Consider the following 18,039-nt stretch of genomic DNA (forward strand, 5'->3'; position numbering starts at 1 on the left):
ACCAGCCCGGAGGGCAGCGCCGGCGCTGCCGTTGCCGTGCGCGAGGCCCAGAGGGGGGCAGGCACCGTATGAGCCTCGTGCTGCGTTTCGCCGCCGGATCCCACAAGGGGCTGATCCGGGAGGGGAACGAGGACTCCGGGTACGCCGGTCCGCGCCTGCTCGCGGTGGCCGACGGCATGGGCGGCGCCGCCGCCGGCGAGGTCGCCTCCTCCGAGGTCCTCAGCTCGATCATGACGCTGGACGAGGCCGACCCCCGGGCCGACCTGCTGACCCTGCTGAACGACGCCGTGCAGACCGCCAACGACCGGCTGCGCCTGATGGTGGAGCAGGACCCGCAGCTCGAAGGCATGGGCTGCACGCTGACCGCGCTGCTGTGGACCGGCGAGCGGATGGGCCTGGTGCACGTCGGCGACTCCCGCGCCTACCTGCTCCGGGACGGCTCGCTCAGCCAGATCACCCAGGACCACACCTGGGTGCAGCGGCTGGTGGACGAGGGCCGGATCACTCCCGAGGAGGCCGAGACCCACCCGCAGCGCTCGCTGCTGATGCGGGCGCTGGACGGCCGCGGTCAGGTCGAGCCGGACCTGTCGATCCGTGAGGTCCGGGCCGGCGACCGCTACCTGATCTGCTCCGACGGCCTGTCCGGCCCGGTCAGCCACCAGACCCTGGAGGAGACGCTGGGGAGCTTCTACTCCCCCGAGCAGACCGTCCAGGAACTGATCCAGCTCGCCCTGCGCGGCGGCGGCCCGGACAACATCACCTGCATCGTGGCCGACGTGATCGACGTCGGCCCGACCGACACCCAGTCGGGCCAGTACGGCGCCGTCCCGATGGTGGTCGGCGCGGTCGCCGAGGGCCCGCACGGCACGGCGCACGACAACCAGGTACTGGACACCCCGGCCGGCCGAGCCGCCGGCCTCGGTCGGCCCGCCGCCCCGCAGGGTGCCTTCGGCCCCGCCGACGGCTACCAGGACGGCTACGACCCCGGCTACGACCCGGCCCAGGGCGGCTTCGGTCCGGCCGAGGGCTACGGCGAGCCGTACGGCGGGGGCCACCACGCCGACGGGTACGCCGACGGCTACCCCGGCTACGCCCAGGAGGGCTACGGCACCGCCCAGCTGACCGCCGAGGAGCCCGAGGGCGCAGCCGAGCACGAGGCCGAGGGCCGCACCGAGGAACCGATCTCCCGGGCCAAGCCCAAGCGCCGCTGGTTCCGCCGCTCGGCGATCATGGTGGTCGCGCTCGGTCTGGTCGGCGGCGCGAGCTACGCCGGCTGGCACTGGACCCAGGACCAGTACTACATCGGCGAGAACGGCGACCACGTCGCCGTCTACCGCGGTCTCAACCAGAACCTGGCCGGCCTCAGCCTCTCCTCGGTCTACCAGCAGTACCCGAACGTCGAACTCAAGTTCCTGCCCGCCTACGAGCAGGACCAGCTCAAGAACACCATCAGCGCCGACAGCCTGGGCGCCGCCAACCAGCGGGTGCAGGACCTCACCACCCAGGCCAGCGCCTGCCAGAAGATCTCCGAGGGCGCCAAGCCGGACGGCAGCGGCACCGCGGCGAGCGCCCCGTCCCCCGCGGCCGGGGCGACCAACGCCTCGTTCGAGACCACGCCCAAGGCCGAGCCGAAGGCGGCCGGCGCCCCGGTCACCCCGACCGCCAGCCCGTCGGCCACCCCGCAACAGCAGCAGCCACCCGCCCAGAGCACCCCGGCTCCGACGCCCAGCAGCACCGCGCCGGCCCTCACCCAGGACGAGCAGAAGCTGGCCGGCAACTGCTCGACGACCTCCTAGGCCACCCGGTGGCCGCGCCCCAGCTCGCCCTCGGCACCCGCCGGGCCGGCGAGCCGGGCCCGCGCGGCTCACCCGATCGGCGCAACACCGAGCTGGGCCTGCTGGCCTTCGCGGTGCTGGTGCCGGTCCTGGCGTACGCCAACGTCGGGCTGGCGCTCGACCACCGGCTGCCCGCCGGGATGCTGACGTACGGCCTGGGCCTGGGCGGCCTGGCCGGCGTCGCCCACCTGGCGGTCCGCCGCTGCGCGCCGTACGCCGACCCGCTGCTGCTGCCGCTGGCCACCCTGCTCAACGGCCTCGGCCTGGTGATGATCTGGCGGCTCGACAAGTTCGGCCCGGTGCTGCGCGACAACCATCCGGCCGCCGCCGACCAACTGCTCTGGTCCGCGCTCGGCGTCGCCCTGCTGCTCGGCGTCATCGTGTTGCTGCCGGACCACCGGATGCTCCAGCGCTACACCTACGTCTCGATGGCTCTCGCCCTGGCCCTGCTCGCCGCTCCGGCCTTCTTCCCCGCCCGCCGGTCGGACTACGGCGCCCGGATCTGGATCCACCTGGGCGACTTCTCGATCCAGCCGGGCGAGCTCGCCAAGATCGTGCTGGCGGTCTTCTTCGCGGGCTACCTGATGGTCAAGCGGGACGCGCTGGCCCTGGCCAGCCACCGGGTGCTGGGCCTCTACCTCCCGCGCGGCCGCGACCTCGGCCCGATCCTGGTGGTCTGGCTGCTCAGCGTGCTGATCCTGGTCTTCGAGACCGACCTCGGGATGTCCTTCCTCTTCTTCGGCCTCTTCGTGGTGATGCTCTACATCGCCACCGAGCGGACCAGCTGGATCCTCTTCGGCGTGCTGCTCTCGCTCGGCGGCGGCGCGCTGGTGGCCAGCACCGAGGGCCACGTCCGGATCCGGATCCGCGCCTGGCTGGACCCGCTGGCCGGGTTCCGCCCGCACCCGCCGGCCGGCACGACCGAGCAGATCGGCCAGGCGCTGTTCGCCCTCGGCTCCGGCGGGGTCACCGGCGCCGGCCTCGGCCAGGGCCGCTCCTGGCTGATCGGTTTCGCCGCCAAGAGCGACTTCGTCCTCGGCTCCTTCGGCGAGGAGCTGGGCGTGACCGGCCTGATGGCGCTCTTCCTGCTGTACGGGCTGCTGGTGCAGCGCGGCCTGCGCACCGCGCTGGCCGCCCGCGACCCGTTCGGCAAGCTGCTCGCCGGCGGGCTGGCCTCGGCCCTCGCCCTGCAGGTCTTCGTGGTCGCCGGCGGGGTCACCGGGCTGATCCCGCTCACCGGGATGACCATGCCCTTCCTCGCCCAGGGCGGCTCCTCGGTGGTGTCCAACTGGATCCTGGTGGCGATCCTGCTCAAGATCAGTGACAGCGCCCGCCGGCCGGCCCTGCAACCGACCCGGGCGGACCGGGCATAAGTGATCGTGCGGTTGAATGGCTCCCACCGCATCACCTGCCACAGTCGGAACGAGGAGGGGGCCGTCCCGTGAACAAGCCCATCAGGCGGGTCTCCGTCTTCTGCATGGTGCTGATCCTGGCCCTGCTGCTGCGCGCGAACTGGGTACAGGGCGTCGAGGCCGACTCGTACGCCGACAACCCGCACAACGAGCGGAACCTGTACGACCAGTACTCCTACCCGCGCGGCAGCATCGTGGTGGCCGGCCAGCCGATCACCGGCTCGACCCTCACCAACGGCTACCGGTTCAAGTACAAGGCCAGCTGGACCAACGGCCCGCTGTACGCCCCGATCACCGGCTACTCCTCGCAGGGCTTCGGCAGCAGCGGCCTGGAGTCCCTGGAGAACGGCATCCTGGCCGGCACCGACGACCGGCTGTTCTTCCACAACACCCTGGACATGCTGACCGGCAAGCAGAAGCAGGGCGGCAACGTCATCACCACGATCAACCCGAAGGCGCAGCAGGCCGCCTTCGACGGCCTCGGCAACCGCAAGGGCGCCGCGGTCGCCATCGACCCGGCCACCGGCGCGATCCTGGCCCTGGTCAGCACCCCCTCCTACGACCCGTCCAGCTTCGCCGGCAACTCCACCGCGGACGGCCAGGCCTGGAACAGCCTGCTCAAGGACCCGAACAACCCGATGCTCGACCGGGCGCTGCGGGAGACCTACCCGCCCGGCTCGACCTTCAAGATCGTCACGGCGGCGACCGCGTTCGAGACCGGCAAGTACCAGACCCCGCAGGACCAGACCGACACACCACAGACGTACATCCTGCCCGGCACCAACACCCAGCTGAACAACGACAGCCCCGACGAGCCGTGTGCCAACGCCACCCTCATCGACGCCTTCGCGATCTCCTGCAACACCGTCTACGGCAAGATCGGCGCCGAACTCGGTGAGCAGAAGCTGCTCGCGCAGGCCGACAAGTTCGGCTTCAACAACACGGTGGACACCCCGATCCGCTCGGTGGCCAGCACCTTCCCGAACAACTCCTCGCCGGACGGCACCGCGATGGACGCGATCGGCCAGCACAACACCGCCGCCACCCCGCTGCAGATGGCCATGGTCGCCGCCGCCGTCGCCAACAACGGCAAGCTGATGCAGCCCTACCTGGTGGACGAGGAGGACTCCGGCACCGGCACCACCGTCTCCAAGACCAGCCCCAAGGAGATGGACCAGGCGATCAGCCCGGCCACCGCGCAGAAGCTGCAGCAGATGATGGTCGCCGTGGTGCAGAGCGGCACCGGCACCAAGGCGCAGATCGACGGCGTGGAGGTCGGCGGCAAGACCGGCACCGCCCAGCACGGCCAGGACAACAGCGGCCTGCCGTTCGCCTGGTTCGTCTCCTACGCCAAGGTCGGCAACAACTACCCGGTCGCGGTCGCCGTGGTGGTCGAGGACGGCGCGGCCCAGAAGGACGAGATCAGCGGCGGTTCCATCGCCGCCCCGATCGCCAAGTCGATCATGCAGGCGGTGATCAACAAGTAGTCCCCGGGCGGCCGGTGGTGTGGCCGGGATCCCAGCGGATCCCGTTCGATCACGCCGGACCGCCGCGTAGGCTCGGATACCGGTCTGGTCTCGGCTGGCGGGCGTGTCGAGTTGTCCGGCACGCGACCGGTAGCGTATCCGCCAGCAGCGGGTGTGCCCGCTGCTTCGTTCTGCGGTCCTCCCGGGCCCGGAGAACCAGAGTGACGAGGGCAGCGTCACACAAGAGCGTGCGGGGACATCTACGTCATATCCTCACCGCCCGGTGAGGGAGAGGGTCGGAACTATGGAAGAGCCTCGTCGCCTCGGCGGCAGGTACGAGCTCGGCGGCGTCCTCGGACGCGGCGGCATGGCCGAGGTGTACCTCGCCCATGACACCCGGCTCGGCCGTTCCGTCGCCGTGAAGACGCTCCGGTCCGACATGGCCCGGGACCCGTCGTTCCAGGCCCGGTTCCGTCGCGAGGCTCAGTCCGCGGCGTCGCTGAACCACCCCGCCATCGTCGCCGTGTACGACACCGGCGAGGACTACATCGACGGCATCTCCATCCCCTACATCGTGATGGAGTACGTCGAGGGCTCCACCCTGCGCGAGCTGCTGCACTCCGGGCGCCGGCTACTGCCCGAGCGCGCGCTGGAGATGACCATCGGCATCCTGCAGGCGCTGGAGTACTCGCACCGGGCCGGCATCGTGCACCGCGACATCAAGCCCGCCAACGTGATGCTCACCCGGCAGGGCAACGTCAAGGTGATGGACTTCGGCATCGCCCGCGCCATGGGCGACGCCGGCATGACGATGACCCAGACCTCGGCCGTCATCGGCACCGCCCAGTACCTCTCCCCGGAGCAGGCCAAGGGCGAGACCGTGGACGCCCGCTCCGACCTCTACTCCACCGGCTGCCTGCTGTACGAGCTGCTCACCGTGCGCCCGCCGTTCGTCGGCGACTCGCCGGTCGCGGTGGCCTACCAGCACGTCCGCGAGGAGGCCCAGCCGCCGTCCGTCTACGACCCTGAGGTGCGCCCCGAGGTCGACGCGATCGTGCTGAAGGCGCTCGCCAAGGAGCGCGACTACCGCTACCAGTCCGCCGACGAGATGCGCGACGACATCGAGCGCTTCCTCGACGGGCTGCCGGTCGCCGCCGCCCAGCAGGCCGCCGCGTACGGCATGGGCGGCTACGGCTACGACCAGAACGGCTACCCGAGCGACCCGTACGGCCAGACCAGCGTGATGCCGCAGCAGGGCGGCTCCGCGCCGACCACCATGCTCGGCACGGTCGGCGGCCCGAACCAGGGCTACCACCAGGGTGGCTACCAGCCGGACGACGGCTACGGCGGCCAGGACGGCGGCCGCAGCGGGCGGCGGCGCGAGGAGCAGTCGAAGAAGAGCAACACCTCGTGGATCCTGCTCGCGATCGCCGCGGTGCTGATCCTGGTCGGCTCGTTCTTCGTCGCCTCGGTGATGTTCAAGGGCCACAGCGCCGGCAGCGGCAGCGCCAGCAGCCAGGTCACCGCGCCGAACCTGGTCGGCAAGAGCCTGACCGACGCGACCACCGCCGCCCAGGCGGTCAGCTCCTCGCTCAAGGTCGTCCAGGGCCCCGGGACCACCTGCACCAACGCGGGCCAGAACCAGGTCTGCCAGCAGAGCCCGGCGGCCGGCGCCCAGCTGCCGGGCAACGGCACGATCACCGTGCAGCTCAACAGCGGCCCGTCGCAGGCCGCCGTGCCGGACGTCACCGGCAAGTCCCGGGACGCCGCGACCCAGGCGCTGACCGCGGCCGGCTTCCAGCTCGGCACGGTCACCTACCAGAACAGCGACACCGTCCCGCAGGACTCGGTGATCTCGCAGACCCCGGCCGGCGGCACCCAGGCCGACCCGACCCAGCCGGTCACCGTGGTGCTCTCGCAGGGCTCGGGCCAGATCACCGTGCAGAACGTGGTCGGCCAGACCACCGCCGCGGCGACCCAGACCCTGCAGGGCCAGGGCTTCACGGTGAACTCCACGGCCACCACCCCGGCCACTGACCCGACCACGGTCGGCCAGGTCGCCACCCAGAACCCGGCGGCCGGCGCCAAGGCCGCCAAGGGTGCCACCATCACGCTGACCATCTACGCGGCCCCGGCCAACGTCAACGTGCCGATCGTGGTGGGCAAGACCTACAAGGACGCCTTCGCCGCGCTCAGCGCGCTGCACCTGACGCCCAGCGTGACCAGCGGCCCGCAGGACGACAACGCGATCGTGACGGCCAGCAACCCGCCCTCCGGCACCCCGGAGCCGCCCGGCACGGTCATCCAGCTCACCACCCAGCCCGGGCCGGGGGCGACGCCGTCCGGCAAAGGGCCCATCGGTGGCGCCATCGGCGGGCCCTGGAACGGGTCGACGTCATCATGGGGCAGCGGCGACTAGCTGAGCCTCGCGAGGGGCCGTGGACCACCGGGAACCTGAGCCGGGTCCACGGCCCCTCGGCGTTCCCGGCCGCTCAGGAGGTACGCAGCTCCGGTGGCGGGGTGCGCCGGGCGTCCACCGGGTCGACCCGGACCAGGCTGCCCCAGACCGCCATCCGGAAGCGCGAACTGTAGACCGGCGTGCAGGTCGTCAGGGTGATGTAGCGGCCCGGCCCGGGGTAGCCGGAGCCCTCCGGGACCGGCGCGATGATCCCGGTGTCGAACTTCGAGGCCTGCGGCAGCGTGCCGTCCACCCGGTAGACGTACCAGTGGTCCCGGGTCTCCACCACCACGGCGGCACCCCTGCCGACCTCGTCCAGGTCGTGGAACTTCGCGCCGTGCCCGTCCCGGTGCGCGGCCAGTGCGAAGTTGCCGCTGGCGTCCCAGGGCATCGCCGCGCGGTACGGCTCCTGGTAGACGCCGGCCACGCCCTCGTCGAGCACCTCGGGGCCGGTGCCCAGCCGGATCAGCACCGAGTAGTCCCGGCCCATCGCGGGGACGTGCAGGAACCCGATCCCGTCCGCGCCGGGCCGGTACGTCGACGCCGGGGCTGCTGGGCCGGGTGGAGCGGCGGCCGGGGCCGCCCAGGCCCGCCGCAGCCGGTCGGCGGCCCGCTCGGCCCGGGCGTCGGCCACCAGGTCGGTCCACCAGAGCGAGTAGCCGACGAAGAGCGCCAGCACCAGCCCGGCGGTGATCAGCAGCTCGCCGAGCACGCCGAGCGCCAGGGCACCCGGGCGCCGACGGGCCACGCTCGACTCCGGCTGCTCCGTCACAGTGCCCCGCCTCGTGCTGTGGCCGGGGGCACCGCCCCCGGGCCCTACGAGGAGGAGGTCAGCGCCGGAGGCTGCCCCTGGCTCCTCGGTTGCTGAGCGATCATCTTGCCAAAGACGATGAGCCTTCCCCGGGAACTGAACTCCGGCGTACAGGTGGTCATGGTGATGTACTGACCGGGCTGGGTGAACGGCGACCCCTTGGGGATCGGCTGCAGCACCGAGACGTTGGTCGGCGGCGTCTCCGGGATCCCGCCCTCCACCTGGTAGGTGTAGTAGGTGGTGGCGGTCTCCACCACGATCAGGTCCCCCGGCCCCAGCTCGGCGAGCTTGCGGAAGGGCTGGCCGTGCGTGGTCCGGTGCCCGGCGACCGCGAAGTTGCCGGTCGGGTCGGAGGGCAGCGCGGTGCCGACGTAGTGGCCCACCAGGCCCTTGTTGAGGACCTTCGTGGTGTCGGTGCCCTCGGCGATCGGGTCGGTCAGGCCGATCTTGGGGATGTGGATGATCGCGAAGCCCTGGCCCGGCGCGAACGCCGTCGGGGCGTTGGTGGGCTGACCGGGCGTCGGCGGCGCGTTGAACTGCTGCTCCAGCTTGGAACGGGCGCTGTTCGACGCGGCGTCGGCCTGCACGTTGGTCCACCAGAGCTGGTAGGAGACGAAGAGCAGCATCACCAGGCCGAGGGTGATGAACAGCTCGCCGAGCACCCGGGCCGCGATGGTGCCCTTGGACTCCTTGGGCCGCGGCGGCGCGGGCAGCCGCCCGGCGGCCCGCCGCCGGCCGTTGCCGGAGCGCAGCGAGGTCCGGCCCTGGGCGGCCCGGCGGCGCTCGGCGCGGCCACCGTCGACCGGTCCGGCCCCCGCCGGCGCGTCCTTGATGGCCCGCAGCTGCAGGGTCTGGTCGGCCAGCCACGGGTACTCGCCCTGCCCGGGCCGGTCACCGGCGGCGTCGTACACGCCCCAGCCATCCGGCTCGGCCGGCCGCTGCCCGTAGCCGGGAGCGGGCTGGTACGGAGTGGGCTCGGCGTACTCTCCGGAGCCGTAGGCGTCCTGGCGCCCCTCCGGGCGCACCGCGGTCACGACCTCAGCCCCGGCCGATCACCGGGGCGAGTCCGGCCGAGCGGCCGACCGCCCCTGGATCGCCGCACTCCGCCAGCCAGTTGGCGAGCATCCGGTGCCCCCCCTCGGTGAGCACCGACTCGGGATGGAACTGCACGCCCTCGACCGGCAGGTCCCGGTGCCGCAGGCCCATGATGACGCCGCTCCCGGTGCGCGCGGTGACCACCAGCTCGGCCGGCACGGTGGCCGGCTCGACGGCCAGCGAGTGGTAGCGGGTGGCGGTCATCGGCGAGGGCAGACCGGCGAAGACGCCGCCGTCCTCGTGGTCGACCAGCGAGGTCTTGCCGTGCAGCAGCTCGGGCGCCCGGTCGACCACCGCGCCGTAGGCGACCGCGATGGACTGCAGGCCCAGGCAGACCCCGAACAGCGGCAGCCCGGTGGCCGCGCAGTGACGGACCATCTCGATGCAGACCCCGGCCTCCTCGGGCGCACCCGGGCCGGGGGAGAGCAGCACTCCGTCGTATCCGGTGTCGCCGGAACGGCGCACCGCCTCCTCCACCGTCACCTCGTCGTTGCGAACGACCTGGCAGGTCGCACCCAGCTGGTAGAGGTACTGGACCAGGTTGAAGACGAAGCTGTCGTAGTTGTCCACCACGAGGATCCGCGGAGCGGTGACAGGCGGGGTCATGCGCGCTAACTCCGGTCAGGTACGGGTGCGGGAACGGTCGGGCGCGGTCGGGCTCAGCCGGGTCCGCTGTTGTCCACAGTGACGTTGTTGAAGGGGAGCAACGGTTCCGCCCAGGGGAACACGTACTGGAACAGCAGGTAGACCGCCCCGAGGATCAACAGCAGCGAGATGATCGCGCGCACCAGGGTGTTCCCCGGCAGGTGGCGCCAGATCCAGCTGTACATGAGGCTCCCTGAGAGATGGGCAGTGGGGACCAGAGTAGACCTCGTTCCTGTGCTCGACGGCTGCTGCGGCCGATCTCCCGTCAACCGGGGCCGGGTCGTGCTAGCGGGCTCACCGGCCCACCGCCTCGCGCAGGTCGGTGCCGCCGGTGTAGCCGGGGAGGATCATCCCGGCGCTCTCCTGCACCTTCCAGCCCAGGCCGTACGCGGTGACGTACTCCAGGTAGTTCCGGATCGCCCGGTCGGCGTCGATCGAGGACCTGAGGTCGCCGGGCCGGCCGACCGCGCGGATCACGTAGGGCGGGGAGTAGACCCGGCCCTGCAACAGCAGGGTGTTGCCGACGCAGCGGACCGCGCTGGTGGCGATCAGCCGCTGGTCCATCACCTGTACGCCGGTCGCGCCGCCCCGCCACAGCGCGTTGACCACGGCCTGGACGTCCTGCTGGTGGATCACCAGGTCGTTCACCCCGGGCTCGGGGACGCCGGGGATCCGGGCGGTGGCGTCGGGCGGGGCGTCGTCGAGGGTGACGGTCAGCCCGGGGCCCCGCAGCGGGTCCAGGCCGGCCGCCTGCTGCAACGCGGCGAGCTTGGCGGTGTCCGCCGGGTCGCCGTCCCGCCGCCCGGCCAGCCGCCCGGCGCGCTGCCGTAGCGCGGCGAGCTCCGCCTGGGTCTGCTGGTTCTGGTCGCTGCGCTGCCGCATCACGTCACTGAGTTGCAGCAGCGCGTTGTCGGTGCGCAGATCGGTGCCGTGGGCCGAGTGGGCGCTCAGGTAGAACAGCAGGCCTGCCAGCCCGAAAACCCCGTATGTTAGGGCATGTCCGGCAAATCGGGCGGCGGGTCGGTGCTCAGGGCCCCGGTTCGGGGGAGTCTCCCCGGAAATCGAGGAATTCCGCACCGTACCCTTATCTCCTTCCGACCCGGCGAGCCACTACGCTAACGGACGCCGGTGGCATGTGCGGAGCACGATTCGTACGAACCGGTTTCCACAGCCGCCCCGCCCCGCTGCACCCCTGCGCGGTCTCACAGCGCATCGACAGGAGAGCCCCTCGTGCCGAAGTCTCGACTCCGCAAGAAGTCCGACTACACCCCGCCGCCCACGGCGGCGACCTCCGTCAAGATCAGTTCGGGTCGCACCTGGGTGGCGCCGGTGATGCTCGCGCTCTTCCTGATCGGGCTGGTCTGGATCGTCACCTATTACGTGACCAGCGGCAGCTGGCCGGTCCAGTCCTGGGGCAACTGGAACATCCTGGTCGGCTTCGGCTTCATCGCGGCCGGGTTCGGCGTCTCCACCCAGTGGAAGTAGCCGCTCACTGAGCGCCTGACCGGCACCGCCCCGCCGGGGATCGGCGGGGCGGTGCGTCGTCCTGTCCACCCACGGGCGGTCCGCAAGGTACGACAGTGTGCTTATCCACACAGTTATCCACAGTGGGGAAAAGTCAACTCGGCCTGTGGATAACTAACGGGTAGCAGTGGATACCACACCGTGAAGGCCGTTGGGTCTACGCGCGTCCCACTGGCGGTTCGTCAACTCGGGCGGATTGTGGACAACTGGGCGCGGACGGCCCGGCGCGCGCGGCTCAACTGCCGAGCCGCGCCCACTCCACCAGCACCATCCCCAGCACCACGGCCAGCATCAGCGCCACCGTGCCGGCCTGCACCAGGGTCCGCCGCTCCCGCGGGGCGTGCACCATCCCCAACGCGGTCAGGTAGCCGGCCACCAGCCCGCCGACGTGGGCCCGCCAGTCGATCCCGGGCACCGAGAAGGTGATCACCAGGTTGAAGACGATCAGCGCGACCACCGGCCCGAGCGGCTGCCGGGCCGCCCGGAACAGCACCACGGTCGCACCGAAGATGCCGAAGATCGCCCCCGAGGCGCCCAGCGAGTTCATGAAGTCGCCGGCCACCAGGAAGGCCAGTGCGCTGCCGGCCAGCCCGGAGACCAGGTACAGCGCCAGGTAGCGCAGCCGCCCGAGCACCCGCTCGACGGTCGGACCCATCCACCAGAGCGCCAGCATGTTGGAGCCGATGTGCCAGGGCGCCACGTGCAGGAAGGTCGCGGTGAGCAGCCGGTACCACTGGTCCGGGCCGGCCGCGACGCCGTACGCGTGGCCGTTGAGCTGCGGGCCGACGCTGTACAGCGAGAGGCTCTGCTGCAGGGACTTGTCCAGGTAGGCGGCCAACACGAAGACCGCCAGGTTGATCCCGATCAGGACCTTGGTGACCAGCGCGCCGTCCCGCACCGGCCGCCCGCCGAACCGGGTGGTGGCCGGCCGGGCCGGGCCGCCCGACTCCCCCCGCACGCACGAGGGGCAGTGGAACCCGACCGAGGCGTTGACCATGCACTGCGGGCAGATCGGCCGCCCGCAGCGGGAGCAGGAGATCCCGGTCTCCCGCTCCGGGTGCCGGTAGCAGCCCGGCAGCGCGGTCGGCTGCGCCGGCACGCCGCCGGCCGGCCGGGCGGCGGCGATCGCCGGCTCCACCGGCAGCGCGCCGGTGTCGGGCCGGCCGGGCTCGTCCTGGACCATCCGGGGTCTCCTCCTCATGACGGATCCCGGTGGCGGCTCCGCGTACGGAGGACCACCGGGACCGACCAGGCTACTGCCGCCGGACTGGCGTCGGCAGCGTCAGCCGCGGGTGATCTCGACCGACTCGATCACGACGTCCTGGGCCGGACGGTCATTGCGACCGGTCTTCACGCCGGCGATCTCGTCCACGACCTTCTTGCCGGCCTCGTCCACGACCTTGCCGAAGATGGTGTGCTTGCCGGTCAGCCAGGTGGTCGGGGCGACCGTGACGAAGAACTGCGAGCCGTTGGTGCCCGGGCCGGCGTTGGCCATGGCGAGCAGGTAGGGCTCGGTGAAGGCCAGCTCCGGGTGGAACTCGTCGGCGAACTTGTAGCCCGGGCCACCGGTGCCGTTGCCCAGCGGGTCGCCGCCCTGGATCATGAAGCCGCTGATCACGCGGTGGAAGACGGTGCCGTCGTACAGGCGCGCGGTGGTCTTCTGACCGGTGTTCGGGTCGACCCACTCACGCTCGCCCTGAGCCAGCTCCACGAAGTTCGCCACCGTCTTCGGGGCGTGGTTCGGGAAGAGCTCGATCACGATGTCGCCGTGGTTGGTCTTCAGGGTCGCGAGAAGCTTCTCGGCCACGAGAGGTGCCTTCCTGTCTGGATCACTGACCCAGGCATCATCCCACGTCGCCCCCGCCGTCGCCGGGGAGCACCCGGGCGCGGACGGCTCAGCCCGTCATGCGACCGGACAAATCAGGATGCATGATCTCTAACCAGGTGGATATGTGCCTAAAAGATGCCCACCCAGGAGGAGGACCTCGTGACTCGCTTGGACACCGCACGTCAGACGGCCGGCCGGACCATGGACACCCTGGCCCCGTACGCCGCGCAGGCCAGGGGCACCGCCGTGCACTACGCGGGCGAGGCACGCCAGCGGCTCGGCCCGGCGCTCGACGCGCTCGGCCCCGGCCTGCAGGCCGCCGGGGGCCAGGCCCGGGCCGGCACCCTGCAGGCCGCCCAGTCCGCCCGGACCGGCTACACCAAGCACGTCGCGCCGCACGTCGGGCAGGCTTTCGCCGCCCTGCCGCCCAAGGCCCAGCAGAACACCCTGCGGGCGGTCCACCGGGCCCAGGAGGCCGCCCTGGCCGCCAAGCACTCCGCCGACCGGGTCACCGCCGCCACCGTCCCGCGGATCAGCGGCGCGGTGGACGACGCCCGGGCCGTCGCCGGCCCGGTGCTCCAGGAGGCCCAGCTGCGCGGCGCCGCCGCGCTCAGCGCCCTGCACGGCCACGTCACCGCGGCCGAGATCGACAAGCTGGCCGCCAAGAACGCCAGGAAGAGCCGCCGCCACGGCCTGGCCGCCGGGCTGGCGATCGCCGGCACGGTCGCGGTCGGCGGCGGCGTGCTCATGTGGCAGTGGTGGCGCCGGCAGGCCGAGCCGGAGTGGCTGGTGGAGCCGCCGGAGGTGCAGGGCCCGCCGAACCGGGTCCACCCGGCGAGCGAGGAGTTCGGCGGCGCGACCGCCAGCGGCACCACCAGCCTCAACGGGTCCGTCCCGCCCGACGGCGAGGAGAACTCCCCCGGCCCGGACAGCCAGGACCGTCCCAAGCCGTAGTGAGCCGGGCCACGGGAGGCGCGACGCCGTCGGACACGGAAAGGGCCACCGTGGCGGAAAGGGCCGCCGGAGACGGAGAAGACCGTCGGCCGGCCCGGTGATCCGGGCTGGCCGACGGCCTTGCCATGTGGAGCTTAGGAGACTCGAACTCCTGACATCTGCCTTGCAAAGGCAGCGCTCTACCAACTGAGCTAAAGCCCCGTGACGGCACCTTGGGCGACGCCAGAGAACAGCGTACCGGGTCCGTCGGAGTGTCCGACGCGAGGAGTCGGAACTCCCCGCGCGGAACGAGCGGACGGGGGGCCCAACGGGCCTCCCGCCGTCGCACTCGAACGTCAGCGGCCGGCCGGGATCGGGTCGGTGGCCTCGGTCCACAGGTCCTGCTCGGCACGGTCGGCCTGCACCTGACGGTAGACAAAGAAGCCGCCGAGGGCGACCAGGGCGACCAGGAGGAGCTTCTTCACCGCGGGACCTCGTCCTTCTCAGCAATGGCGGGCTCAACAGCGGGACTGCGAGTCCTGGAATGTACAAGTACGAACCGGCGGTCGAACGGGCAAACCGCCATGCGGCCGATGATACACACCCGTGTCCTGTTCGAGACCGGCACTCGGTCCCCCAACCGGCCGACTCCGCCGACGGATTGACGGCCCGGCTCCGGTCCCCCGTCCGGCACGCCTCACGGACGCCCGAAGGCCACCGTGGCGTCGTCGTGCCGCTTGCCGCGGTACCGGCCCGGCGGATCGGCCTGTTCCTCGGTCCGGACCGCCCGGACGACCCGCTCCGGGCCCTCGGCGTCCAGTGTGTCGAGCAGCCGCCGCCAGGACCAGCCGTACCGTTCGACCAGCCGCGACACGCCGTCGGTGAGCACCGCGAAGCGTTCGACCCGCTCCACCGGGTGCGAGCCGGTCAGTGCCCGGTCGGCGGCCTCCGGGCGGGTACTGGCCACCCAGAACCCGCCGGGGGCGTTGCGGAGCCGGCGCACCGAGGCCAGGTCGTAGGCCGGCAGCCGTTCCACCCGGTCGTCCAGGGTGACCTCCGGCTCGCCGTCCCGGCCCTGCACCAGCACCGGCGAGTCGGCCAGCACCAGGTGGTCCAGCCGCCCGTCGTGCAACCGCACCATCGCCACCGTGGCCGACGGACTGTCCGGGTTCGCCAGGTCGCAGCTGCCCTCGTGCAGGGCGCACAGGCGCTCGATCCCGGTCCGCAGCACCTCCCGCAGCTCCAGCCCCGGCCGCTCGGTCAGCACCGCCGCCAGCCGCTCCCCGAGCCGCCCGGCCAGCCACGCCACGTCGTGCACGCACCCGGTCGGCACCCCGGCCGGGGCCGTCGCCCCGTCCAGCACCACCACGAAGCCCGCGCCCACCAGCACGACGTCCTCGTTGGCGGGCCCGCCCGGCGCCGGCTCGCTGGCCGAACTGATCAGCACCCGTACTCCTCCCCCGGAAAGACGAAACGCCCCGGATGGTGAACCATCCGGGGCGTCTCCGCAGGTGGGCCTAACAGGACTTGAACCTGTGGCCTCTTCCTTATCAGGGAAGCGCTCTAACCGTCTGAGCTATAGGCCCTTGCCGCACTGAAAGATTAGCGGACCGACGGCCGATCTCCCAAATCCGTATCCCGAGGCGCTCAGCTCCCCTGGATCGCGACCCGCAGCTCAGGCGACTTCAGGGGGGCCGGAGCGCTCGCGTGGCGGGCCAGCCACTGCTCGCGGGTGGCCGGCAGACCGCTGACACCGCGGGGCCCGGTGCGCACCGCCAGCACCTGGTTGATGCCGATCCGGTTCTCCTCGAAGGCCAGCGCCGAGGCCGTCATGTACAGCCGCCAGACCCGGGCCCGGCCCAGGCCCACCAGCCGGACCGCCTCCGTCCAGGACGCCTCCAGGTTGGCCACCCAGCCCCGCAGGGTCAGCGCGTAGTGCTCCCGCAGCGACTCGACGTCCCGCACCTCGAAGCCCGCCTCCTCCAGCAGCGAGACCGTGCTGCCGACCGGGGCCAGCTCGCCGTCCGGGAAGACGTACCGGGAGATGAAGGAGCTGGTCACGTAGGGCTCGCCGGGCCGGCTGGGGCGACGGGCGATCTGGTGGTTGAGCAGCCGCCCGCCCGGGGCCAGCAGGCCGTACAGGCCGGTGGCGTAGACGCGGTACTGCTCGCTGCCGACGTGCTCGGCCATCCCCACGCTGGAGATCGCGTCGTACGGGCCGTCGGCGACCTCCCGGTAGTCCTGCAGCCGGATCTCCACCCGGTCGTCCAGGCCCGCCTCGGCCACCCGTGCCCTGGCCAGCGCCACCTGCTCCTCGGAGATGCTCACCCCGACCGCCGTCACGCCGTAGTGCTCGGCCGCGTGCAGCACCAGCGAGCCCCAGCCGCAGCCGACGTCCAGCAGCCGCATCCCCGGCCGCAGGCCGAGCTTGCGGCAGATCAGGTCCAGCTTGGCCCGCTGGGCGTCCTCCAGGTTCTTGCCCTCCGGCGTCCAGTACCCACAGCTGTAGACCATCGTGGGGCCCAGCACCAGGCGGTAGAAGTCGTTGCCGACGTCGTAGTGGTGGCTGATCGCGGCCCGGTCGCGGCTGCGGCTGTGCACCCGGCCGGTCGGCCGGGCCTCCTCCGGCGGCAGCGCGGGCTGCGGGCCCAACGCGCCGGCCCGCAGCAGGGCGGCCAGCACCCGGCGCCCGGCGGGGCCGCTCAGGTCCGACAGGCCCAGGTGCAGGCCGCGCAGCTCCGGACGCTCCACGAAGTGCGCCACCTCGGCCAGCACCTGGTAGAGGTCCTCACCCGGGCCCGGCTCCAGATCGCCCGCGACGTACGCCCGGGCCAGCCCCAGCTCCCCGGGCGCCCAGAGCAGCCGGCGCAGCGCCCGCCGGTTGCGCAGCACGAGCAGCGGTTGGCCGGGCCGGCCGGCCGTGCTGCCGTCCCAGGCGCGGAGCCGGAAGGGCAGGTGCGTACCGAGCAGCCCCTCCAGCGATCCGACCAGCTGCTGAGCGATCTGAGCCATGGCGCGAAACCTCCAAGCGACCGAGCGGACAGCCCTCCCCACGGATGCTGCCCCGCGTGTCCTACCGGTAGCCGTTCAAACCCGCCCAGCCAATCCGCAACCACCGCGTGGCGCCCGGCGGCACGCCGTCGCCCCACGCCGGTCACCCGAATGCCGACGGGCCCCACCGATCAAACACTCGGTGGGGCCCGTCGATTCCACGAACAACCCGGAACGGCACTACTACGTGAGGTTCCGTCAGTGCACGGCCGGTCCGGCAGCCGGACCGGCGTGACTCACTCCTCTTCGGCCAGGGTCAGCTCGATGCCGCCGCTGAAGCCGGCGGCCGCGTTGTAGATGAACGAGGCCAGGGTGCACAGCGCGGTCATCAGCACCACGTCGATCACCGCGAGCAGCGAGGTGTAGCCGAGCACCTGACCGAACCCGATGTAGTCCATCAGGTTGACGCCACCGCTGGTGTCAGAGCCGGTGATCTCCTTCAGCGTCTTGCCGAGCGAGGCGAAGACGCCGAGCGCGTCCAGCGTCATCCACAGCACCGCGGCCGCCACGATGATGATCACACCGATGGCCACCGACAGCAGGAAGCTGACCTTCATCACCGACCACGGGTCGGCCCGGAGCAGCCGCAGCCGGGCCTTGCGGGTCCGCCCCGCCAGCCCGGCACCGCCGGCCGCCGGGCCGGGGACCGTCGGGCCCGCCCCGGGCCGCCGGGCCGCGCCGCCCTGGCCCGCACCCGTCCGGGTGCCCCGGGCGGGCGTGGGCGTCGGCTGGCCCTTGGTGTACGTGGTCGGCGTCGAGTAGCCGCTGCCACCCGCCGGCTGTCCCGGTGCCGGGGTGCCGCCGAAGCCGCCGCCCGAACCCACCGCGGACATCAGCGAGGTGGACGCCGCGGGCTTCTCGGCCGGCGGCTGGGGCGCACCCCCGTACGGCACACCGCCCGGTGCGGCACCTCCCGCGGCACCCGTGGTCCCACTCACCCTGGTCCTCCCAGTTCCCCGCCAGGGCCGCGCTCTGCGCCCT

At 72.2% G+C, this 18,039-nt stretch carries 17 protein-coding genes and 2 tRNA genes; 6 read left to right on the forward strand and 13 right to left on the reverse strand.

Annotated features, from left to right (window positions below):
* The first annotated feature begins 68 nt into the window (after window positions 1–68).
* The 4 genes from ACZ38L_RS04740 to pknB all read left to right on the forward strand — a co-directional run bounded on the left by ACZ38L_RS04740 (window position 69) and on the right by pknB (window position 7,132).
* Complete coding sequence (locus tag ACZ38L_RS04740) at window positions 69–1,796, forward strand: PP2C family protein-serine/threonine phosphatase (RefSeq protein ID WP_465689234.1); 1,728 nt, start codon at window positions 69–71, stop codon at window positions 1,794–1,796.
* Between the two features lie 8 nt (window positions 1,797–1,804).
* On the forward strand, window positions 1,805–3,208 hold the full coding sequence (locus ACZ38L_RS04745; protein ID WP_465689236.1) for an FtsW/RodA/SpoVE family cell cycle protein: 1,404 nt from the start codon (window positions 1,805–1,807) through the stop codon (window positions 3,206–3,208).
* A 68-nt stretch (window positions 3,209–3,276) separates the two neighbouring features.
* On the forward strand, window positions 3,277–4,734 hold the full coding sequence (locus ACZ38L_RS04750; RefSeq protein ID WP_465689238.1) for a peptidoglycan D,D-transpeptidase FtsI family protein: 1,458 nt from the start codon (window positions 3,277–3,279) through the stop codon (window positions 4,732–4,734).
* Window positions 4,735–5,017: 283 nt separating this feature from the next.
* Entirely contained in the window at window positions 5,018–7,132 is a 2,115-nt protein-coding gene (pknB, locus tag ACZ38L_RS04755; RefSeq protein WP_465689240.1) for a Stk1 family PASTA domain-containing Ser/Thr kinase, read from the forward strand.
* Between the two features lie 73 nt (window positions 7,133–7,205).
* Here the strand turns inward: pknB and ACZ38L_RS04760 are convergent, their stop codons facing one another.
* The 5 genes from ACZ38L_RS04760 to ACZ38L_RS04780 form a co-directional block, all read right to left on the reverse strand.
* On the reverse strand, window positions 7,206–7,943 hold the full coding sequence (locus tag ACZ38L_RS04760) for a class E sortase (protein WP_465689242.1): 738 nt from the start codon (window positions 7,941–7,943) through the stop codon (window positions 7,206–7,208).
* Window positions 7,944–7,987: 44 nt separating this feature from the next.
* Complete coding sequence (locus ACZ38L_RS04765; RefSeq protein WP_396556834.1) at window positions 7,988–9,016, reverse strand: class E sortase; 1,029 nt, start codon at window positions 9,014–9,016, stop codon at window positions 7,988–7,990.
* 4 nt (window positions 9,017–9,020) lie between these two features.
* Window positions 9,021–9,683 carry an aminodeoxychorismate/anthranilate synthase component II gene (locus ACZ38L_RS04770; RefSeq protein ID WP_465689244.1) on the reverse strand — a complete coding sequence of 221 codons (663 nt, stop codon included), beginning with the start codon at window positions 9,681–9,683 and terminating at the stop codon, window positions 9,021–9,023.
* A 53-nt stretch (window positions 9,684–9,736) separates the two neighbouring features.
* Window positions 9,737–9,907 (reverse strand): hypothetical protein, encoded by a 171-nt coding sequence (locus ACZ38L_RS04775; protein ID WP_465689246.1) that lies wholly within the window; start codon window positions 9,905–9,907, stop codon window positions 9,737–9,739.
* Between the two features lie 109 nt (window positions 9,908–10,016).
* Window positions 10,017–10,799 (reverse strand): DUF881 domain-containing protein, encoded by a 783-nt coding sequence (locus ACZ38L_RS04780; protein WP_465689248.1) that lies wholly within the window; start codon window positions 10,797–10,799, stop codon window positions 10,017–10,019.
* A gap of 153 nt (window positions 10,800–10,952) precedes the next feature.
* On the opposite strand from ACZ38L_RS04780, the gene crgA reads away from it, so the two are divergent.
* Window positions 10,953–11,207, forward strand: a complete 255-nt coding sequence (crgA, locus tag ACZ38L_RS04785) for a cell division protein CrgA (protein WP_465689250.1) — start codon at window positions 10,953–10,955, stop codon at window positions 11,205–11,207.
* Between the two features lie 274 nt (window positions 11,208–11,481).
* Here crgA and ACZ38L_RS04790 read toward each other — a convergent pair whose 3' ends face one another.
* Together ACZ38L_RS04790 and ACZ38L_RS04795 are read right to left on the reverse strand one after the other, a co-directional pair.
* Window positions 11,482–12,429: a rhomboid family intramembrane serine protease gene (locus ACZ38L_RS04790; protein WP_465689252.1), complete on the reverse strand. Its 948-nt coding sequence runs from the start codon at window positions 12,427–12,429 to the stop codon at window positions 11,482–11,484.
* A 99-nt stretch (window positions 12,430–12,528) separates the two neighbouring features.
* Window positions 12,529–13,053, reverse strand: coding sequence for a peptidylprolyl isomerase (locus ACZ38L_RS04795; RefSeq protein WP_396556825.1), 525 nt, complete (start codon window positions 13,051–13,053; stop codon window positions 12,529–12,531).
* A gap of 180 nt (window positions 13,054–13,233) precedes the next feature.
* Here ACZ38L_RS04795 and ACZ38L_RS04800 point away from each other — a divergent pair, with 180 nt between their 5' ends.
* Window positions 13,234–14,028 carry a DUF5324 family protein gene (locus ACZ38L_RS04800; protein WP_465689254.1) on the forward strand — a complete coding sequence of 265 codons (795 nt, stop codon included), beginning with the start codon at window positions 13,234–13,236 and terminating at the stop codon, window positions 14,026–14,028.
* 128 nt (window positions 14,029–14,156) lie between these two features.
* Here ACZ38L_RS04800 and ACZ38L_RS04805 read toward each other — a convergent pair.
* The 6 genes from ACZ38L_RS04805 to ACZ38L_RS04830 all read right to left on the reverse strand — a co-directional run bounded on the left by ACZ38L_RS04805 (window position 14,157) and on the right by ACZ38L_RS04830 (window position 17,996).
* Window positions 14,157–14,229, reverse strand: a tRNA-Ala gene (locus ACZ38L_RS04805).
* A 134-nt stretch (window positions 14,230–14,363) separates the two neighbouring features.
* Window positions 14,364–14,492 carry a DLW-39 family protein gene (locus ACZ38L_RS04810; RefSeq protein ID WP_211786189.1) on the reverse strand — a complete coding sequence of 43 codons (129 nt, stop codon included), beginning with the start codon at window positions 14,490–14,492 and terminating at the stop codon, window positions 14,364–14,366.
* Window positions 14,493–14,704: 212 nt separating this feature from the next.
* Window positions 14,705–15,454 (reverse strand): protein phosphatase 2C domain-containing protein, encoded by a 750-nt coding sequence (locus tag ACZ38L_RS04815; RefSeq protein ID WP_465689256.1) that lies wholly within the window; start codon window positions 15,452–15,454, stop codon window positions 14,705–14,707.
* 65 nt (window positions 15,455–15,519) lie between these two features.
* A tRNA-Ile gene (locus tag ACZ38L_RS04820) sits at window positions 15,520–15,593 on the reverse strand.
* A gap of 61 nt (window positions 15,594–15,654) precedes the next feature.
* A complete protein-coding gene (locus ACZ38L_RS04825; RefSeq protein ID WP_465689258.1) occupies window positions 15,655–17,019 on the reverse strand; it encodes a class I SAM-dependent methyltransferase in 1,365 nt (454 codons plus the stop codon).
* Window positions 17,020–17,294: 275 nt separating this feature from the next.
* Window positions 17,295–17,996 carry a DUF3566 domain-containing protein gene (locus ACZ38L_RS04830; RefSeq protein ID WP_465689260.1) on the reverse strand — a complete coding sequence of 234 codons (702 nt, stop codon included), beginning with the start codon at window positions 17,994–17,996 and terminating at the stop codon, window positions 17,295–17,297.
* Window positions 17,997–18,039 lie beyond the last annotated feature (43 nt).

This window comes from Kitasatospora sp. NPDC024654 (genome assembly GCF_055559155.1).